This is a genomic window from Ralstonia sp. PBBBR1, assembly GCF_002256165.1.
Lineage (GTDB): Bacteria > Pseudomonadota > Gammaproteobacteria > Burkholderiales > Burkholderiaceae > Ralstonia > Ralstonia thomasii.
This window is the reverse complement of sequence record NZ_NKIL01000003.1, coordinates 408,251-427,200: the sequence shown is the minus strand read 5'-3', so window position 1 is coordinate 427,200 and position 18,950 is coordinate 408,251. Positions and strand designations below refer to the sequence as shown.

General features: G+C 64.5%; 17 protein-coding genes. 16 read left to right on the top strand and 1 reads right to left on the bottom strand.

The window, feature by feature from the left end; genetic code table 11:
• Nucleotides 1-5: 5 nt before the first annotated feature.
• The 8 genes from CFE42_RS05530 (at nt 6) to CFE42_RS05495 (ending at nt 8,960) form a co-directional block, all read left to right on the top strand.
• Nucleotides 6-920 carry an SMP-30/gluconolactonase/LRE family protein gene (locus CFE42_RS05530; protein ID WP_004632882.1) on the top strand — a complete coding sequence of 305 codons (915 nt, stop codon included), beginning with the start codon at nt 6-8 and terminating at the stop codon, nt 918-920.
• Nucleotides 901-1,785 (top strand): aldose 1-epimerase, encoded by an 885-nt coding sequence (locus CFE42_RS05525; RefSeq protein ID WP_004632881.1) that lies wholly within the window; start codon nt 901-903, stop codon nt 1,783-1,785. The genes CFE42_RS05530 and CFE42_RS05525 overlap by 20 nt, the downstream gene beginning before the upstream one ends.
• Complete coding sequence (locus CFE42_RS05520) at nt 1,782-2,591, top strand: SDR family oxidoreductase (RefSeq protein WP_037044537.1); 810 nt, start codon at nt 1,782-1,784, stop codon at nt 2,589-2,591. The genes CFE42_RS05525 and CFE42_RS05520 overlap by 4 nt, the downstream gene beginning before the upstream one ends.
• Entirely contained in the window at nt 2,588-3,214 is a 627-nt protein-coding gene (locus tag CFE42_RS05515; protein WP_004632878.1) for a 2-dehydro-3-deoxy-6-phosphogalactonate aldolase, read from the top strand. The genes CFE42_RS05520 and CFE42_RS05515 overlap by 4 nt, the downstream gene beginning before the upstream one ends.
• A gap of 20 nt (nt 3,215-3,234) precedes the next feature.
• Entirely contained in the window at nt 3,235-4,383 is a 1,149-nt protein-coding gene (gene dgoD, locus CFE42_RS05510; RefSeq protein WP_004632875.1) for a galactonate dehydratase, read from the top strand.
• A 115-nt stretch (nt 4,384-4,498) separates the two neighbouring features.
• The gene (tkt, locus tag CFE42_RS05505) at nt 4,499-6,514 is read left to right on the top strand and encodes a transketolase (protein ID WP_004632874.1); all 2,016 of its coding nucleotides are present in this window, start codon (nt 4,499-4,501) and stop codon (nt 6,512-6,514) included.
• 86 nt (nt 6,515-6,600) lie between these two features.
• A complete protein-coding gene (gap, locus tag CFE42_RS05500; RefSeq protein WP_004632871.1) occupies nt 6,601-7,599 on the top strand; it encodes a type I glyceraldehyde-3-phosphate dehydrogenase in 999 nt (332 codons plus the stop codon).
• 317 nt (nt 7,600-7,916) lie between these two features.
• On the top strand, nt 7,917-8,960 hold the full coding sequence (locus CFE42_RS05495) for a LysR family transcriptional regulator (protein ID WP_004632870.1): 1,044 nt from the start codon (nt 7,917-7,919) through the stop codon (nt 8,958-8,960).
• 72 nt (nt 8,961-9,032) lie between these two features.
• On the opposite strand, the gene fur is transcribed toward CFE42_RS05495, so the two are convergent.
• Nucleotides 9,033-9,464: a ferric iron uptake transcriptional regulator gene (fur, locus tag CFE42_RS05490; RefSeq protein ID WP_004632868.1), complete on the bottom strand. Its 432-nt coding sequence runs from the start codon at nt 9,462-9,464 to the stop codon at nt 9,033-9,035.
• 149 nt (nt 9,465-9,613) lie between these two features.
• On the opposite strand from fur, the gene CFE42_RS05485 reads away from it, so the two are divergent.
• From CFE42_RS05485 to CFE42_RS05450, 8 genes are all read left to right on the top strand, one after another.
• Complete coding sequence (locus CFE42_RS05485) at nt 9,614-10,270, top strand: outer membrane protein assembly factor BamE (protein WP_004632865.1); 657 nt, start codon at nt 9,614-9,616, stop codon at nt 10,268-10,270.
• Between the two features lie 106 nt (nt 10,271-10,376).
• The gene (gene dapB, locus CFE42_RS05480) at nt 10,377-11,168 is read left to right on the top strand and encodes a 4-hydroxy-tetrahydrodipicolinate reductase (RefSeq protein WP_004632863.1); all 792 of its coding nucleotides are present in this window, start codon (nt 10,377-10,379) and stop codon (nt 11,166-11,168) included.
• 175 nt (nt 11,169-11,343) lie between these two features.
• Nucleotides 11,344-13,977, top strand: a complete 2,634-nt coding sequence (leuS, locus tag CFE42_RS05475) for a leucine--tRNA ligase (protein ID WP_004632862.1) — start codon at nt 11,344-11,346, stop codon at nt 13,975-13,977.
• A gap of 30 nt (nt 13,978-14,007) precedes the next feature.
• Entirely contained in the window at nt 14,008-14,532 is a 525-nt protein-coding gene (gene lptE / locus CFE42_RS05470; protein WP_004632861.1) for an LPS assembly lipoprotein LptE, read from the top strand.
• Between the two features lie 25 nt (nt 14,533-14,557).
• A complete protein-coding gene (gene holA, locus CFE42_RS05465; RefSeq protein ID WP_004632859.1) occupies nt 14,558-15,634 on the top strand; it encodes a DNA polymerase III subunit delta in 1,077 nt (358 codons plus the stop codon).
• 72 nt (nt 15,635-15,706) lie between these two features.
• Nucleotides 15,707-16,987: a glutamate-5-semialdehyde dehydrogenase gene (locus CFE42_RS05460; protein ID WP_004632857.1), complete on the top strand. Its 1,281-nt coding sequence runs from the start codon at nt 15,707-15,709 to the stop codon at nt 16,985-16,987.
• 85 nt (nt 16,988-17,072) lie between these two features.
• Nucleotides 17,073-17,495, top strand: a complete 423-nt coding sequence (locus tag CFE42_RS05455; protein ID WP_009277382.1) for a CopD family protein — start codon at nt 17,073-17,075, stop codon at nt 17,493-17,495.
• Between the two features lie 17 nt (nt 17,496-17,512).
• A complete protein-coding gene (locus tag CFE42_RS05450; RefSeq protein WP_004632855.1) occupies nt 17,513-18,931 on the top strand; it encodes a class I SAM-dependent RNA methyltransferase in 1,419 nt (472 codons plus the stop codon).
• Nucleotides 18,932-18,950: the final 19 nt, after the last annotated feature.

Sequence of the window (18,950 nt, the reverse complement as noted above, 5' to 3'; positions counted from 1 at the left end):
TGCAGATGACAACCGCAACCACGCTGTCCGATCTGCGCTGTACGTTGGGCGAAGGCATTGTCTGGGACGACGCCCTGCGCGTGCTCTGGTGGACCGACATCCAGGAATCGCTGCTGTGGCAGCACGATCCGGCGACGGGGCAGGAGCGCCAATGGCCGCTGCCGCAACGCGTGGGTTCTTTCGTGCTGACGGACGAGCCCGGCGTGCTGATCCTGGGCCTTGCCAAAAACATCGCCCGCTTCGACACGCGTACCGGCGCGCTCACGCTGCTGGCCGACGTCGAGCCCGACAACCCGACCACGCGCGTCAATGACGGCCGTGCCGACCGCTCCGGAAACTACGTCTTCGGCACCATGCACGAAGGCGGCCCGGAACCGACCGGCAGCTTCTATCGCTTCACGCCCGTGGGCACGCTGCAACGCCTTGCGCTGCCGCACATCGCCATTGCCAACAGCATCGCCTTCAGCCCCGACGGCGCGACCCTGTATTGGTGCGATACGAGGAGCCGGCGCATCCACGCGTGCGATTACGACGGGCAGACCGGCCAAGTCGCCAATATTCGCGTCTTCGCCGATCTGCGCGACCAGGATGCCGATGGCGCCCACAAAGGCTCACCCGATGGCTCGACTGTCGACGCAGACGGCTGCCTGTGGAACGCAGAGTGGGGCGGCAACCGACTGACGCGGTACGCACCCGATGGGCGCGTGCTGACGCGCATGTCCGTGCCGGCATCGCAGCCCACGTGCTCGGCATTTGGCGGCGAGGCGCTCGACACGCTGTATCTGACGACGGCGCGCGATGGTTTGCCTCTGCATCGCCTCGCAGAAGACGTGAATGCAGGCGCGACCTTGCAGCTTGCCGTGCCCAACGTACGCGGATTGCCGGAGGGCCGGTTCGGCCATGCCTACGTTACGGCTTGAAAACGGCGTGCTGTGCGCCGAGGTGTTGCCCGAGGCGGGCGGCGGGTTGCTGCGATTCGATCTGTTGCGCGATGACGACGTGATGCCCATCTTCCGTCCGGGCGAGGCAGACGCCGCGCTGCGCGATACGAGAACCCTGGCCTGTTATCCGCTGGTGCCGTGGTCCAACCGCATCGGCGGCGGGCGGTTCCCGTTCCGGGGGCGGACCATCGAAGTGCCGCGCACGCGTGGCGACGAGCCGTATCCGCTGCATGGTCACGGCTGGCTGATGCCTTGGCACCCAGTCTCGCAGACAGCCACGTCGGTTGAACTCGCTGCGATGGTCGATCACGGCCGCCCGTTCCGCTATCTCGCGTTGCAGCGCTACGTGCTGGCAGGTAACACGCTGAATATCGCGCTGACGGTACGCAACGAGGGCTCACCGCTGCCATTCGGGCTGGGCGTGCATCCGTTTTTCCCCCGCACGCCCGATGTCCAGTTGCGCGCGGGAGCCACGGCCATGTGGCAATCCGCGCCGGACAATCTGCCGACGGTCCTGAATGCGCCATCGGCAGATGCAGACTTTCGCAAGCTGCGGAAGCTGGACGCCAGCGCCGCCATCAATCACAGCTTTGAAGGCTGGGATGGCCGCGCCGAGATCGTCTGGCCCAGCCGCCGCGTGTCTGTGGGCATCACCGCCGATACGTCGTGCTATGTGTTGTACACGCCGGTTGCGTACGACTTCTTCTGCTTCGAGCCGGTTGACCACGCGATCAATGCGCACAATCTGCCTGGCCTGCCGCAAGACCACGGCCTGACCATTCTCGGCACCGGGCAGAGCCTGCAGCGCAGCTATCAATTCACCGTGAATCAACCCAACGCATGACTGCTTCTCCGATGTCTTTTCCGCCGCGTCTTGCTGGCAAGGTCGCCTTGGTAACGGGCGCCACGCAGGGCATTGGAGGTGCGATTGCCAAGCTGTTCGCGCAGCATGGCGCGCGCGTGATCGTCAACGCGCTGGTGCGTGACGCGCGCGCCGAAGCCTTTGCCGCCGAAATTGGCAGCAGCGTTGGCAACGACGAGAACATCCTCCTCGTGCAAGCCGACGTACGCGATCGCGCGCAGATCGACGCGATGGTCGCTGCCGGTGTCGAGCGCTTTGGCGGGATCGACGTGCTGGTCAACAACGCCGGCATCAACGTATTTTCCGATCCGCTCAAGTTGAGCGAGGACGACTGGGCGCGCTGCCTGTCCGTCGATCTGGAAGGCGCGTGGCACTGCGCGCGTGCCGTGCTGCCGCACATGCTGGCGCGCGGGGCGGGCAGCATCGTCAACATTGCCTCGGTGCATGGGCACAAGATCATTCCGGGCGCGTTTCCGTACCCCGTGGCCAAGCATGGACTGATCGGGCTCACGCGGGCGCTGGGCATCGAATATGCGGCGCGTGGTATCCGTGTGAATTCGATCTCGCCGGGCCTGATCCTCACGCCGATTGCCGAGGCTGGCTTTGCCGCCGCGCCTGACCCCGAAGCCGAACGCCGCCGCCAGGCCGAGCTGCTGCCGTGCAAGCGCATCGGCGAGCCCGAAGAGGTGGCCTACACCGCGCTGTTCCTCGCTTCCGACGAGGCGCGTTTCATCAACGCGACCGACATCCTCATCGATGGCGGGCGCTCGCAGCTTTATCACGAATGACCTGGACAACCCACCTTCCGCTGATCGCCATCCTGCGCGGCATCCGGCCCGACGAGGTGCTCGCGCACACGCAGGCGCTCGTCGATGCTGGCTTCGATGCCATCGAAATTCCGCTGAACTCGCCCGACTGGGCGCAGAGCGTGCAACTTGCCGCGCGCGCCTTCGGTGAACGCGCATTGATCGGCGCAGGCACCGTGCTGCGCCCCGAAGACGTTGACCTGATGGTCGCGGCGGGCGGCAAGCTGGTCGTCACGCCCAACACGCATGCGCCTGTGATTCGCGCCGCCGCACAGGCCGGGCTCGTCACCTGCATCGGCTGCATGACCGCCACCGAGGCTTTTGCCGCGCTCGACGCGGGCGCGCAGGCGCTGAAGATCTTCCCGGCCGGCGCGCTCGGCCCGGGCTACGTGCGCGCGCTCAAGGCCGTGCTGCCCGCCGAGGTGCCGGTGTTTGCCGTCGGTGGCATCACGCCGGAGAACCTCGCCGATTACCTTGCCGCCGGCTGCATCGGCGCAGGCCTCGGCAGCGACCTGTATCGCCCGGGCCAGCCCGTCGAGCGCACCGCCGAACGCGCGCGCGCCTTCGTCACCGCCTACCGCAGCGCCCAATCCGACCGCACTTGAACGCACCATCGATTCGATCCATGAAAATCACCCGCCTGACCACGTACCGCCTGCCGCCGCGCTGGATGTTCCTGAAAGTCGAGACCGACGAGGGCGTCACCGGCTGGGGCGAACCCGTCATCGAAGGCCGTGCGCGCACAGTGGAAGCGGCGGTGCACGAGCTGTCCGACTACCTCATCGGCCAGGACCCGAGCCGCATCAACGACCTCTGGCAGACCATGTACCGCGCGGGTTTCTACCGCGGCGGCCCGATCCTGATGAGTGCCATTGCCGGCATCGACCAGGCGCTGTGGGACATCAAGGGCAAGGTGCTGGGCGTACCGGTGTACGAACTGCTCGGCGGCCTCGTGCGCGACAAGATGCGCACCTACAGCTGGGTGGGCGGCGATCGGCCGGCCGACGTGATTGCCGGCATGAAGGCGCTGCAGGCCGGCGGCTTCGACCACTTCAAGCTCAACGGCTGCGAAGAGATGGGCATCATCGACACCTCCCGCGCCGTGGATGCCGCGGTGGCGAAGGTGGCAGAGATTCGCTCGGCTTTCGGCAACACCATCGAATTCGGGCTCGATTTTCACGGCCGCGTTTCTGCGCCGATGGCCAAGGTGCTCATCAAGGAGCTTGAGCCGTATCGCCCGCTCTTTATTGAAGAGCCCGTGCTGGCCGAACAGGCCGAAACCTATGCCCGCCTGGCCGCCCACACCCATCTGCCTATCGCTGCCGGCGAGCGCATGTTCTCGCGCTTCGACTTCAAGCGCGTGCTGGAAGCGGGCGGGGTGTCGATCCTGCAGCCGGACCTGTCTCACGCCGGCGGCATTACTGAATGCGTGAAGATCGCCGCAATGGCCGAGGCCTACGATGTGGCGCTGGCACCGCATTGCCCGCTCGGCCCCATCGCGCTGGCCGCCTGCCTGCACGTGGATTTCGTCAGCTGGAACGCCACGTTGCAGGAGCAGAGCATGGGCATCCACTACAACAAGGGCGCCGAACTGCTCGATTACGTGCGAAACAAGGCCGATTTCGCGCTGGAAGGCGGCTATATCCGCCCGCCGCGCCTGCCCGGCCTGGGCGTGGACATCGACGAGGCGCTGGTCATCGAACGCAGCAAGGAAGCCCCCGACTGGCGCAACCCGGTGTGGCGTCACGCCGACGGTTCTGTCGCGGAGTGGTAAGCCGGGCGGGGGAGGGGACGTCGTAGCACGTTTTACTGACCGCGATCACCCCAGCCGGGTCATCCCCGTCTGGTAAAATCGCGGTTTTCCCGCCTATCTCCTGCCGCAGGTTCGCATGACCGCCCCCGCCCTCCACTCGAACACCACCCAGCCTACCCAGTTGATGGCCAACGCCATTCGCGTGCTCGCCATGGACGCCGTCCAGCAGGCCAATTCGGGCCACCCCGGCGCGCCGATGGGCATGGCGGATATCGCCGTGGCACTGTGGAGCCGCCACCTGCGCCACAACCCGCTGAACCCGCGCTGGCCTGATCGTGACCGTTTCGTGCTGTCCAACGGCCACGGCTCGATGCTGATCTACGCGCTGCTGCACCTCACCGGCTACGACCTGCCGATGTCGGAACTGAAGAATTTCCGCCAGCTGCACAGCAAGACCGCCGGCCACCCGGAATACGGCATCACCCCGGGCGTGGAAACCACCACCGGCCCGCTCGGCCAAGGCATCACCAACGCCGTCGGCATGGCCCTGGCTGAACGTCTGCTGGGTCAGGAATTCAATCGCCCAGGCTTTGACATCGTCAACCATCACACCTATGTCTTCCTGGGCGACGGCTGCCTGATGGAAGGCATCAGCCACGAAGCCTGCTCGCTGGCCGGCACGCTCAAGCTGAACAAGCTGATCGCGCTGTGGGACGACAACGGCATCTCGATCGACGGCGACGTCGTCCACTGGTTCAACGACGACACCCCGAAGCGCTTCGAAGCCTACGGCTGGAACGTGATCCGCGCCGTGGACGGCCACAACGTTGACGCCGTGGACGCCGCCATTGCCGAGGCCAAGAAGTCCGACAAGCCGACCCTGATCTGCTGCCGCACGCTCATCGGCAAGGGTGCGCCCAACAAGGAAGGCGGCCACGACGTGCATGGCGCCCCGCTGGGCGGCGTTGAAATCGCCGCTGCGCGCGAAGCGCTGGCTTGGCCGCACGCCCCGTTCGAAGTCCCGCAAGCCGTGTACGACGCCTGGGATGCCAAAGGACAGGGCCAGGCGCTGGAAAAGGCCTGGAACGCGCTGTTCGATGCATATTCCGACCGCTACCCCGCCGAAGCCGAACAATTCGAGCGCCGCATGCGCGGCGAACTGCCCGCCAGCTTCGAAAAGGCCGTCGACGAGTTCATCGAGAAATGCGAACTCAAGGCTGAGACCATCGCCACCCGCAAGGCCAGCCAGAACACGCTTGAAGCCTACGCCCCGGTCCTGGGCGAGCTGCTGGGCGGCTCGGCCGATCTGACCGGTTCGAACCTGACCAACTGGAGCGGCAGCAAGGCCGTGCGCGTGGATGCCTGGGGCAACCACATCAACTACGGCGTGCGTGAGTTCGGCATGAGCGCCATCATGAACGGCATCGCGCTGCACGGCGGCTACATTCCGTACGGCGGCACGTTCCTGACGTTCTCCGACTACAGCCGCAACGCGCTGCGCATGGCCGCGCTGATGAAGATCCGCTCGATCTTCGTCTTCACGCACGATTCCATCGGCCTGGGCGAAGACGGCCCGACGCACCAGTCCATCGAGCACGTTGCCAGCCTGCGCCTGATCCCGAACATGGATGTCTGGCGCACCGCCGACACGACCGAAACCGCCGTTGCCTGGGCCGCTGCCATCGAGCGCCAGAACGGCCCGAGCTGCCTGATCTTCAGCCGCCAGAACCTGCCGTTCCAGGCGCGCAACCCGGCCACGCGCGAAGCCATCGCGCGCGGCGGCTATGTGCTGCGCGATGCGGCCAACGGCAAGCCGGACGTGGTCATCATCGCCACCGGCTCGGAAGTTGGCCTGGCGGTCGGTGCAGCAGACCAGCTCGCCGCCGAGGGAATCCACGCGCGCGTGGTTTCCGTGCCCGCCACCACCGTGTTCGATAAACAGGATTCGGCCTACAAGGCGAGCGTGCTGCCGGCCGGCGTGCCGCGCATTGCCGTGGAAGCGGGCGTGACCGATTTCTGGTGGAAGTACCAGGTACAAGCCGTGGTCGGTATCGACACGTTCGGTGAATCCGCCCCGGCAGGTGTGCTGTTCAAGCACTTCGGCTTCACCGTCGAGAACGTGGTGAACACCGCCAAGAGCGTCATTGCTTAACTGAATTTGCGCACGCGGCACCTACGAGGTGCCGCGCAGGTTTTTATCGCATCGTCGATTTCTTTTCTGCTATCAGGAGACTGACCATGACCATCAAGATCGGCATCAACGGCTTCGGCCGCATCGGACGCATGGTGTTCCGCGCCGCCGCCGCCAACTTCAAGGACATCGAAGTTGTTGCCATCAACGACCTGCTCGAGCCCGACTACCTGGCGTACATGCTGAAGTACGACTCGGTGCACGGCCGCTTCGACGGTGAAGTGTCGGTCGACGGCAACACGCTCGTCGTCAACGGCAAGAAGATCCGCCTGACCGCCGTGAAGGACCCGTCCGAGCTGAAGTGGGGCGAAGTCGGCGCCGACGTGGTGATCGAATCGACCGGCATCTTCCTGACCAAGGAAGGCGCGCAGAAGCACATCGACGCGGGCGCCAAGAAGGTGATCATGTCGGCCCCGTCGAAGGACGACACCCCGATGTTCGTGTATGGCGTGAACCACGAAACGTACAAGGGCGAGGCGATCATCTCCAACGCTTCGTGCACGACCAACTGCCTGGCACCGGTTGCCAAGGTGCTGAACGACAAGTGGGGCATCAAGCGCGGCCTGATGACGACCGTGCACGCTGCCACTGCCACGCAGAAGACCGTTGACGGCCCGTCCAACAAGGACTGGCGCGGCGGCCGCGGCATCCTGGAAAACATCATCCCGTCGTCCACTGGCGCCGCCAAGGCCGTGGGCGTGGTGATTCCGCAGCTGAACAAGAAGCTGACCGGCATGTCGTTCCGCGTGCCGACCTCGGATGTGTCGGTCGTCGACCTGACCGTCGAGCTGGAAAGCGCCGCCACGTACGCTGAAATCTGCGCCGAAATGAAGGCACAGAGCGAAGGCCCGCTGAAGGGCGTGCTCGGCTACACCGAAGACAAGGTCGTCGCTACGGATTTCCGCGGCGATGCACGCACCTCCATCTTCGACGCCGAAGCCGGCATCGCACTGGATGGCACCTTCATCAAGGTCGTGAGCTGGTACGACAACGAGTGGGGCTATTCGAACAAGTGCCTGGAAATGGCACGTGTGGTGGGCAAGTAATCCAACCCACTTAGCAGTCGAAAGAGAACGCGCCTTCGGGCGCGTTTTTTCATAGGCCTGCGGTCCGGGTGAGGTGTCTCCCCAAAACGTTGTCGCTTGGGTACAAATCGATGTTTGTTATGGACTGGAACGAAAACGTTTGCGAATTGGCAAATTTCGAATTCGGGCTACAGGAATTCGCTTTGAAAATCGGGTTGCAGTCCGTACACTGAACAAATACTACATTGTGATGTGGCGGGCTTTTACGTCGTGTCCGGCCCATTGCCTCGGCAATGGTTGCCTTTCCAGTCTCCAACGTGTTCGAGCCAAGGCGTCCCATGGTCAACGTCGATACCAAGCTGCTGGTGATTTTTGTTGAGCTGCTGAGCAAGCGCAACGCCACCTACGTGGCTGAAAAGATGCACATGACCGCACCGGCTGTCTCGCATTCGCTGGACCGTCTGCGCGAAATCTTCGACGATCCCCTCTTCATCCGTGTTCCGCACGGCCTGACGCCTACGCCCAAGGCGCTTGAGCTGGGCCCGAAGGTGCGCGAGATGCTCGACCTGTGGGCCGCCATCAACGAAGGCGATATCGCCACGTTTGACCCGGCCGAAGCCACCGGCACGTTCAACGTGAGCTTTGCCGGCACGCTGGGCGATGCGCTGTTCGATCGCTTCCTGCTGCGCATCAAGCGTCTGGCGCCGGCATTGCAGGTGCGCCTGACGGAGTCGTCTTCGTGGGAAGCCGATGTGGCCGCCATGCGTGCCAATGAGCTGGATCTGGCGTTCTCGCCGTTCCCCACGCGCCACCCCGAGATCATGGAAGAGGTCGTGACCTCCTTCAACCTGTGGGTCTGCGCGCGCAAGGACCACCCGATCCTTGGTGACCGGTGCACACTCGAGCAATACCTCGAGTGCGAGCATATCTTCATCGCGCAGGGTAGCCCCGGCAGCCGTGTCGCGCCGTCGCTGATCCCGCTGGACTACGCCTTGCAGCAGCGCGGCCTCAAGCGCAGTTCGACCATGACGGTGCATAGCTGGCGCACCCAGGGTGAAGTGGCGGCCCAGACCGACATGATCTTCACGGTCAATTCGCTGATGAAGGATATGGTCTGCAAGATGTATGACCTCAACGCATTCCCCCTGCCGACGGAACTGGAAACCGTGCTGGGCCTGAACATGCTGTGGCACCGCAGCCGCAACACGCATCCAATGCTGGTGTGGGCGCGTCAGCTCTTCAAGCAGGTCGTGGCCGAATACACCGGGCAAGCGTCCGGCGCACTGGCTCATTCGCCTGTGCAGGCGAATGAGCATGGCAAGGCCGAGAAGGGCGGCCAGGGCGACGCAGAAAAGGAGGGCGAGACGCGGCTGTCCGCCTGACATTCGTCGTCTCTCCGCTCCAATGAAAAACGGACGCAGATGATGCGGCCGTTTCTTTTTTGCGACGCTGCTTCAGCGCTTGGGCCGATGCGGGCAGGCTTCCTTCGTGCAATTGCCATAGAGCGACAGCGCATGCTCCTGCAGCGCAAAGCCGCGCGCACGGGCAATGCTCTGCTGGCGCTGCTCGATCTCGGCATCGAAAAATTCTTCGACGCGGCCGCAATCGAGGCACACCAGGTGATCGTGGTGCTTGCCCTCGTTGAGTTCGTAAATGGCCTTGCCGGATTCGAAGTTGTTACGTGACAGCAGCCCCGCCTGTTCGAACTGCGTCAGCACGCGATAGACCGTGGCCAGGCCAATGTCCATGTGCTCGGCGAGCAGGATGCGGTACACGTCTTCGGCGCTCATGTGGCGCTCTTCGCTGGTCTGAAAGATCTCGAGGATCTTCAACCGCGGCACCGTGGCTTTCAGACCGATGTTCTTGAGGTCTGCAGGACTCGGCATGCGCCAGGCTCCCTAGAGTACAATGTTCGGATTCCAATCATAAGGGTTTTGGCGGCAAAAGTCCTACTGACGGGCCTGCACGATGTGCCTGGCCGCCGCCGATTCCTCCTGTACCGGCATGTCCGGAACCGTTTGAAGGCCGATCGCTCATGACCTTTCCCTTTGCGCGCAGTCCTGTCCATTTTGCCAACGTCGCCCGTCGCGGCGGCCTGTTGGTGGGTGCCATGCTCGCCGCGTCGGCGTTGCTGGCCGGATGCGGCACCTATGACAGCACCACGCGCAAGATCGCCAATGCCATCACGCCGTATCGCATCGATATCGTGCAAGGCAATTTCGTCTCGCGAGAACAGGCTGCACAACTCAAGGAAGGCATGACGCGTGACCAGGTCCGCTTCGTGCTCGGGACCCCGCTGCTGACGGACATGTTCCACGCCAACCGCTCGGATTACATCTTCTCGTTCAAGCGTGGCAATACGTCAGTTGTGCAGGAGCGCCGGCTGACGGTGTGGTTTGATGGCGATCGCCTCGCCAAGTGGGTGGGCGCCGATGAGCTGCCGTCTGAGTCGGAGCTGATTTCCGAGATCGACGGCATCAAGCGCCCGAAGAAGGATGCCGCGCAAGCCGCTGCTGCTGCGGGCGCCGCGCCGGCAGCGCGTGCACCGTCGATCCCGTCGGCTGAGGTGACTGACCGCGTGCAATCGACCGCCGGCTCCAAAAACAGTGTTGACGTGACGCTGCCGGAGCGCCGCACGGGCGGTGGCGGCACCGACACCAGCGTTCCGCCGCCGGCTACGACGTCGCCCTGAGCGCCCAGGCATCGGCACACCATCTTCGAGCGAGCGGCGGACGGGTTCCGCCGCTTGTGCGTTTGACAGACCGTTTTCTCTTTTGCAGCTTTTCGCTTCCACCGACATGAAAATTGCGATTGCAGGCGCCTCGGGCCGCATGGGCCAGATGCTGATCGACACCGTACTGCGCACGCCCGGCGTGACGCTGGGCGCTGCGCTGGACCGCCCAGGCAGCGACGTCGTGGGCCAGGACGCCGGCGTCAAGCTGGGCAAGACCACCGGCGTGATTGTGACCGACGACGTGCATGCGGGGCTTTCGCAAGCCGACGTGCTGATCGACTTCACGCGTCCTGATGCAACGCTCAATCACCTGAACGTGGCCCGTGAGCTGGGCACCGCGGTGGTCATCGGTACAACCGGCTTCACGGCCGAGCAGAAGGCCAGCTTCAAGACCTACGGCGAGTCGATCGGCGTGGTCTGGGCACCGAACATGAGCGTGGGCGTGAACGCGACGTTCAAGCTGATCGAAGTCGCCGCCAAGATCCTGGCGCAGGGCTACGACGTCGAGATCATCGAGGCGCATCACAAGCACAAGATCGATGCCCCGTCGGGCACCGCACTCAAGATGGGCGAGATCGTGGCCGAGGCGCAGGGCACCAAGCTGGCCGATCGTGCGGTCTATGCGCGCGAAGGCGAGACCGGCCCGCGCGAGCTTGGCACCATCGGCTTTGCCACCGTGCGCGGCGGCGACATCGTCGGCGACCACACCGTGCTGTTTGCTGGCGACGGCGAGCGCATCGAAATCACGCATCGCTCCAACACCCGCCAGTCGTATGCCGAAGGCGCCGTGCGCGCTGCGGTCTACGTGGCTGGCAAGAAGGGTCTGTACGACATGAACGACGTGCTCGGCCTGTAATCAGGCTGGCGGCAGAAGGCGCTGGCAGGCCTGTCCAGCGCCTCTTTCCAATGCTCGCGATCGCCCGGATGGGGCGGGTGGCGACGGTATAATCGGGCCTTTTCCGTTATTCAATCCGGCTGCGCGCGTTGGCGGCGCGGCTGCAATCGCCGGGGCATCCGGGCGACCCATCACCATGCAAGACAAATACTCCCCGTCCGACGTCGAACAGCAAGCGCAGCAACACTGGCAGGCCCTGGATGCCTACCGCGTGACCGAACACGCGCACGCTGCTGACGGCTCGGACAAGCCCAAGTTCTACGCCTGCTCGATGCTGCCGTATCCGTCGGGCAAGCTGCACATGGGCCACGTGCGCAACTACACGATCAACGACGTGATGACGCGTCAGCTGCGCATGAAGGGATACAACGTGCTGATGCCGATGGGCTGGGACGCCTTCGGCATGCCGGCAGAAAACGCGGCGCTCAACAACGGCGTGGCGCCGGCTGCATGGACCTACGACAACATCGCTTACATGAAGAAGCAGATGCAGTCGATGGGCCTGGCGATCGACTGGTCGCGCGAAGTGGCGACCTGCAGCCCCGACTACTACCGCTGGAACCAGTGGCTGTTCCTGAAGATGCTCGAAAAGGGCATCGCCTACCGCAAGACCGGCACCGTGAACTGGGACCCGGTCGACCAGACCGTGCTCGCCAACGAGCAGGTGATCGACGGGCGCGGCTGGCGTTCGGGCGCGGTGGTGGAAAAGCGCGAGATCCCGATGTACTACCTGGGCATCACCAAGTATGCGCAGGAACTGCTCTCCGACCTTGACCCGCTGGGCTGGCCCGAGCGCGTCAAGCTGATGCAGCAGAACTGGATCGGCAAGAGCGAGGGGGTGCGCTTCGCATTCCCGCACAACATTTCCGGTGACGACGGCAAGCTGATCAACGACGGCAAGCTGTACGTCTTCACCACGCGCGCCGACACGATCATGGGCGTGACGTTCTGCGCCGTGGCCGCCGAGCATCCGATTGCTACGCACGCCGCGCAGAGCAACCCGGCACTCGCCGCGTTCATCGAAGAGTGCAAGCACGGCAGTGTCATGGAAGCCGACATGGCCACCATGGAAAAGAAAGGCATGCCGACTGGCCTGACCGTCACGCACCCGCTCACGGGCGAATCCGTGCCGGTGTGGGTCGGCAACTACGTGCTCATGACCTACGGCGACGGCGCCGTGATGGGCGTGCCCGCGCACGACGAGCGCGACTTTGCCTTCGCCAACAAGTACCACTTGCCCATCAAGCAGGTGATCGACGTGAAGGGCCAGTCGTACGACACGACCACCTGGGCCGACTGGTACGGCGACAAGGAACACGGCGTGCTGTTCCACAGCGGCAAGTACGATGGCCTGAACTATCAGCAGGCCGTTGATGCCGTGGCTGCCGATCTGGCCGCACAAGGCCTGGGCGAGAAGAAGACCACCTGGCGCCTGCGCGACTGGGGCATCTCGCGCCAGCGCTACTGGGGCACGCCGATCCCGTTGATCCATTGCGAGAGCTGTGGTGTCGTGCCGGTGCCCGAGCAGGACCTGCCGGTGCGTCTGCCCGAAGACCTCGTTCCGGACGGCACGGGCAATCCGCTCGCCAAGGATCCGCGCTTTCTGAATTGCACGTGCCCGTCGTGCGGCAAGCCCGCGCGCCGCGAGACCGACACGATGGATACCTTCATCGATTCGTGCTGGTACTACATGCGCTATACGTGCCCGGACGGCGAAACAATGGTCGATGCCCGCAACGATTACTGGATGCCGATGGACCAGTACATCGGCGGCATCGAGCATGCGATCCTGCACCTGCTGTACGCGCGCTTCTGGACCAAGGTCATGCGTGACCTGGGCCTCGTCAAATTCGACGAGCCGTTCACCAACCTGCTCACGCAGGGCATGGTGCTCAACGAGACGTACTACCGCGAAGATGCATCGGGCAAGAAGCAGTGGATCAACCCCGCCGATGTTGACGTGCAGACTGACGAACGCGGCCGCCCGGTGGGTGCCACGCTCAAGGCCGACGGCCAGCCGGTGGTGATCGGCGGCGTGGAGAAGATGTCGAAGTCGAAGAACAACGGCATCGACCCGCAAGCGCTGATCGACCAGTACGGTGCCGACACGGCGCGCCTGTTCACGATGTTCGCCGCGCCGCCCGAGCAACAACTCGAGTGGAACGACGCCGGCGTGGAGGGCGCCTCGCGCTTCCTGCGCCGTCTGTGGAACTTTGGTGTGGCGCATGGTGACGCCATTCGCGGCGGCCACGGCAATGGCGTCGTGGCGGGTGCGACGGATGCCGATCGCGCGTTGCGCCGCGAACTGTACACCGTACTCAAGCAAGCGAACTACGACTACGAGCGCCTGCAGTACAACACCGTCGTCTCCGCGACGATGAAGATGCTCAACGCGCTGGAAGGCGCCAAGGACGCCGGTGCCGACGCGCGTCGCGAAGGCTTGGGGCTGCTGCTGCGCGTGCTGTACCCGGTCGTGCCGCACATCACGCACGTGCTCTGGACGGAACTGGGCTACGCGGGCGCATATGGCGATCTGCTCGATGCCCCGTGGCCGCAGGTCGACGAAGGTGCGCTGGTGCAAAGCGAGATCGAACTCGTGCTGCAGGTCAACGGCAAGGTGCGCGGCAGCATTGTCGTGCCGGCCGATGCCGACCGCGCTGCCATCGAAGCGATTGCCGCCAAGGATGAAGCTGTCCAGAAATTTGCTGAAGGCAAGCCGCCCAAGAAGATCATCGTGGTGCCGGGCCGTCTGGTGAACGTGGTGGCCTGATCGGCCATCCCACTCAAGGAACGCATGGTTATGTCGTTGTCCCGAGGTTTGTCCCGCCGTCGCTTTGGCCGCTCTGTCCTTGCGCTTGCGATTGCGCTGCCGGCGCTGTCCGCTTGCGGTTTCCACATGCGGGGCAACACCGACTTCGCGTTCAAGCGGCTGTACATCAACTTGCCGCAGAACTCGCAGATGCGCGCGCAGTTGCGCCGGCTGATCGACAACGGCTCCGACACCATCATCGTGTCGGATAAGAAAGACGCCGATGCGCTGCTCGACGTGCTGGCCGAAGACCGCGTGAAGACCATCTCGTCGCTCACGCCGCAGGGTGTGGTGCGCGAGTACCGTATCACGTACCGCTTCCGCTTCCGGCTGCGCGATGCGCACGACAACCTGCTGATCCCGCCGTCGGAAATCACGCAGTTCCGCGATCTCTCGTACAACGAGACACAGGTGCTCGCCAAGGAGTACGAAGAAGCGGCGCTCTACCGGGACATGCAGGGCGATACGATCAACCAGCTCGTGCGGCGCCTGGGCGCCGTGAAACTGCCGTCGTAAGCGGCAGATCAGGGCAAGGTTTCCCATGCAATTGCGGCTCGACGCGCTCGAAGGTCATCTGAAGCAGGCCACTGCCAAGGGGCTCGCGCCGCTGTACGTGGTGCACGGCGACGAGCACCTGCTCGCACTTGAGACTGTCGATGCGCTGCGCCAAGCTGCGCGCGCGCAGGGCTTTAGCGAGCGCGAGGTGATGAGCGTCGAACGCGGCTTCTCGTGGTCGCGCGTGACCGAGGCGCAGCAGTCGATGTCGCTGTTCGGAGATCGCAAGATCGTCGAGCTGCGCATTCCGTCCGGCAAGCCTGGCAAGGATGGCGGCGAAGCATTGCGCGCATTGGCGGCCGGCACACCGTCCGGCCCCGCCACCGACACCCTCACGCTGATCACGCTGCCGCGCCTGGATTTTGCGACCGCCAAGTCGGCGTGGTTCGCGGCGCTGGAAGGCGCTGGCGTGTCGATCAAGGTCGATTCGGTGGACCGCACCAAGCTGCCCGGCTGGATTGGCGAGCGCTTGGCGCGCCAGCAGCAACGTGTGGAGCCCGGTGAGCCTGGCCGCCGCGCCCTGCAGTTCATTGCCGACCGTGTGGAAGGCAATCTGCTGGCCGCGCATCAGGAAATCCAGAAGCTCGGTTTGCTGCATCCGCCCGGTGTGCTGACATTCGATGATGTGCACGATGCGGTGCTCAACGTGGCGCGCTACGACGTGTTCAAGCTGTCCGAAGCCATGCTGGCTGGAGACGTGCCGCGCCTGGTACGCATGCTCGAAGGGCTGCGGGGCGAGGGCGAAGCGACGGTCCTGGTCCTCTGGACGTTGACCGAAGAAATTCGCGTATTATCAAAAATCGCCTCGGGCGCGGCCCAGGGCAAGCCAGTGGCGTCCATGCTGCGGGAACTTCGGGTGTGGGGCCCGCGCGAGCGGCTGGTGCCGCAGGCGGCGCAGCGGTTGTCGCAGCGCGAGCTGGAGGGAGCGCTCTCCATGGCGGCCAAGCTGGATCGGCAGGTCAAGGGGTTGCGTGAACCATCGCTACCCGCTGAACCTTGGGATGGCTTGCTGCAACTGGCGATGCGTATCGCGCGGCCGGGCAGCCTCCCGGTGCCGGCCTGATCCGCGCCATCGGCGCAAGCCTTCGAATTGTCCTCACACTGAATTGCCGGCAGCTTGCCGGTCGCGATCATCATGAAGCAGCTCGACGTCAACGAATACATGGCCCTGGTCGGCCGTCAGGCGCGCACTGCCTCGCGCGGCATGGCACGCGCCGGCACTGCGCAAAAGAACCGCGCGCTGTTGCATATTGCGGCCGCTGTCCGTCGCGATGCCGCCAAGCTCAAAGAGATCAACGCCCGCGACGTCGAGCGTGCCCGCGCCAACGGCCAGGATGCTGCCTTTATCGACCGCCTCACGCTGACCGACCGCGCCATCGATACCATGGCGGCGGGCTTGGAGCAGATCGCTGCGCTGCCCGACCCGATCGGCGAGATCAGCAATATGAAGTTCCGGCCCACCGGCATCCAGGTCGGCCAGATGCGCGTGCCGCTTGGCGTGATCGGCATCATCTATGAGTCGCGGCCGAACGTGACGGTGGATGCCGCGGCGCTGTGCATCAAGTCGGGCAACGCGACCATTCTGCGAGGCGGTTCCGAAGCGATCGAATCGAACGGCGCTCTGGCGGCGCTCATCGAGGAAGGCTTGGCAGACGCAGGCCTGCCGGCCAACGCCGTACAAGTGGTGGCTACGACGGATCGCGCGGCCGTCGGCAAGCTGATCACCATGACGGAGTATGTCGACGTGATCGTGCCACGCGGCGGCAAGAGCTTGATCGCGCGCCTGATCGAAGAAGCACGCGTGCCGATGATCAAGCATCTGGACGGCATCTGCCACGTCTACATCGACGTCGATGCCGACATCGAGAAGGCCGTGCGCGTGTGCGACAACGCCAAGACGCAACGCTATGCGCCGTGCAACACGATGGAAACGCTGCTCGTGTCGCGCGATGTGGCTGCGCGCGCGCTGCCGCCGCTGGCAAAGATCTACCAGGACAAGGGCGTGGAACTGCGCGTGTGTCCGGCCACGCGCGCCACGCTGGAAGCGGCAGGCTTCGGCAATCTGAAAGATGCCGTCGAGGCCGACTGGCATACCGAATATCTTGCGCCGATCCTGTCAATCCGCACCGTCGACGGCCTGGACGACGCCATCGAGCACATCAACACCTACGGCTCGGCGCACACCGATTCGATCATCACCGAGAACTATTCGACCGGCATGCGCTTCCTGCGCGAGGTCGATTCGGCCAGCGTGATGATCAACGCGTCCACGCGATTTGCCGACGGCTTTGAGTACGGCCTGGGCGCCGAGATCGGGATCTCGAACGACAAGCTCCACGCGCGCGGCCCGGTCGGCCTGGAGGGGCTGACCTCGCTGAAGTACGTCGTGTTCGGGCACGGCGAGATTCGCACCTGATATTGACTGCTGCACGTTAAGCGCCGCCATGAGCGGCGCGACGTTTTTACCGATCGCGGTTCACGCCTTTTACGGGACGCTTCGCATGCTCTGGGTCAAAGCCTTTCACATCGTCTTCATTGCGTCGTGGTTTGCTGGGCTGTTCTATCTGCCGCGCATCTTCGTCAACCTGGCAATGGAAACCGAGCGCGCGGCCATCACGCGCCTGCTGATCATGGCGCGCAAGCTGTTCCGCTTTACGACCATCCTGGCAATTGTCGCGATCCTGCTGGGGCTGTGGCTGTTCCTGGGTTATCGCATTGGACTGTATCCGCCCAACGGCTGGATGCACGCAAAGCTCGCGCTGGTGCTCGTGACGATCGGATACCACCATGGCTGCGGCGTGCTGCTGCGCAAGTTCGAGGCGGGCGCCAACAAGCGCTCCCACAAGTTCTACCGCTGGTTCAATGAACTGCCGGTGCTGTTGTTGCTGGCGATTACGATCCTGGTGGTCGTGAAGCCATTCTGATTTTTTCTGATTTTCCGATGGCAACTGCTTACTTCGCGCCATGCCCCCGTGGGCTGGAACAGGCGCTGGCCGATGAACTGGCCGAAATCGCCATCCGCCCCGAGGTCGATGAGCTGGCCGCGTTCGAGGTGGGCCGCACCGTACCGGGCGGCGTGCACTTCTTCGGCACGCAGGGCGCGGCATATGCGGTCAACCTGCACAGCCGCATTGCCAGCCGCGTGCTGATGCGCCTGGGGTCGCGCGGGTATCGCTCCGAGGACGATATCTACGCGCTGGCCGCAGCGCAGCGCTGGGAAGACTATTTCACGCCCGACGAGATGATCCGCGTGGACGTGACCGCGCACAAATCGCCGTTGCAGAGCCTGAAGTTTGTCGGCCTGCGCGTGAAGGACGGGGTGTGTGACCGCTTCCGCCAGCGCATGGGCGCGCGCCCCAGCGTGGATACCGTCTCGCCGGACGTGCGCATCTACGCATACCTGACCGAGACCGATTGCACGATCTATCTCGATACCACCGGCGAGCCGCTCTTCAAGCGCGGCTGGCGCCAGGAAAAGGGCGAGGCGCCGCTGAAGGAGAACCTCGCCGCCGGCATCCTGCGCCTGACGGGCTGGACGGGTTCCCACGGCATGCCGTTCTACGATCCGATGTGCGGCAGCGGCACGTTCCTCGTCGAAGCTGCACAACGTGCACTGGGCATTGCACCGGGCGGGCAACGCGCCTTCGCCTGCGAGTGGTTGCAGGACCACGATGCCAAATGCTTCAAGCGTCTGCGCGAAGCCGCTGCGGATGCGGCCGCCGCGTCCATGCGCCGTACGCCGCCATTGGTGGCCGGCGCGGACATTTCCACCGATATGCTGGCCTATGCCGCCGCGAATTGGCAGCGCGCCGGTCTGCCCGGCGAGCCGGTGCTCAAGCAGGTCGATGCACGCTTCGGCAAGCCGCCGTTTGAGGTAGCCGGCGTGTTGTTGATGAACCCGCCGTACGGTGAGCGTATCGCCGTGCGCGGTGCACACGGTTCACGCCGCCGCCGACCGGAAGGCGAGGGCGACGAGGATGGCACCGTGTTCGAGCGCGCCAGCCGCGCCATGGGTGCCCCGCGCGACGATGGCCGCCGTCCGATGCGCGAGCTGCGGCAACCTGAGCCGCCCCCCCCGGTTGACCCCGAGGAAGAGGCCGCCGCCAACGAATTCGCGCAGGCTTTTGCCGGCACGCTCAAGCGTGAGTTCGCCGGCTGGAAGGCGTTCGTCTTCACCGGCGATCTTTCGATGCCGCGTCGGATGCGGCTGAAGGAATCGCAGCGCACGCCGCTCTACAACGGCAACATCGAATGCCGCCTGTTCCGCTTCGACATGGTGAAGGGCGGCATGCGTGATCGACCCGAACGGCCCGAGCGGCCCGCAAAGGGCGATGCCTCAAACGACAACGCCGACGCATAGGCATCGGCGCTGTGTGACA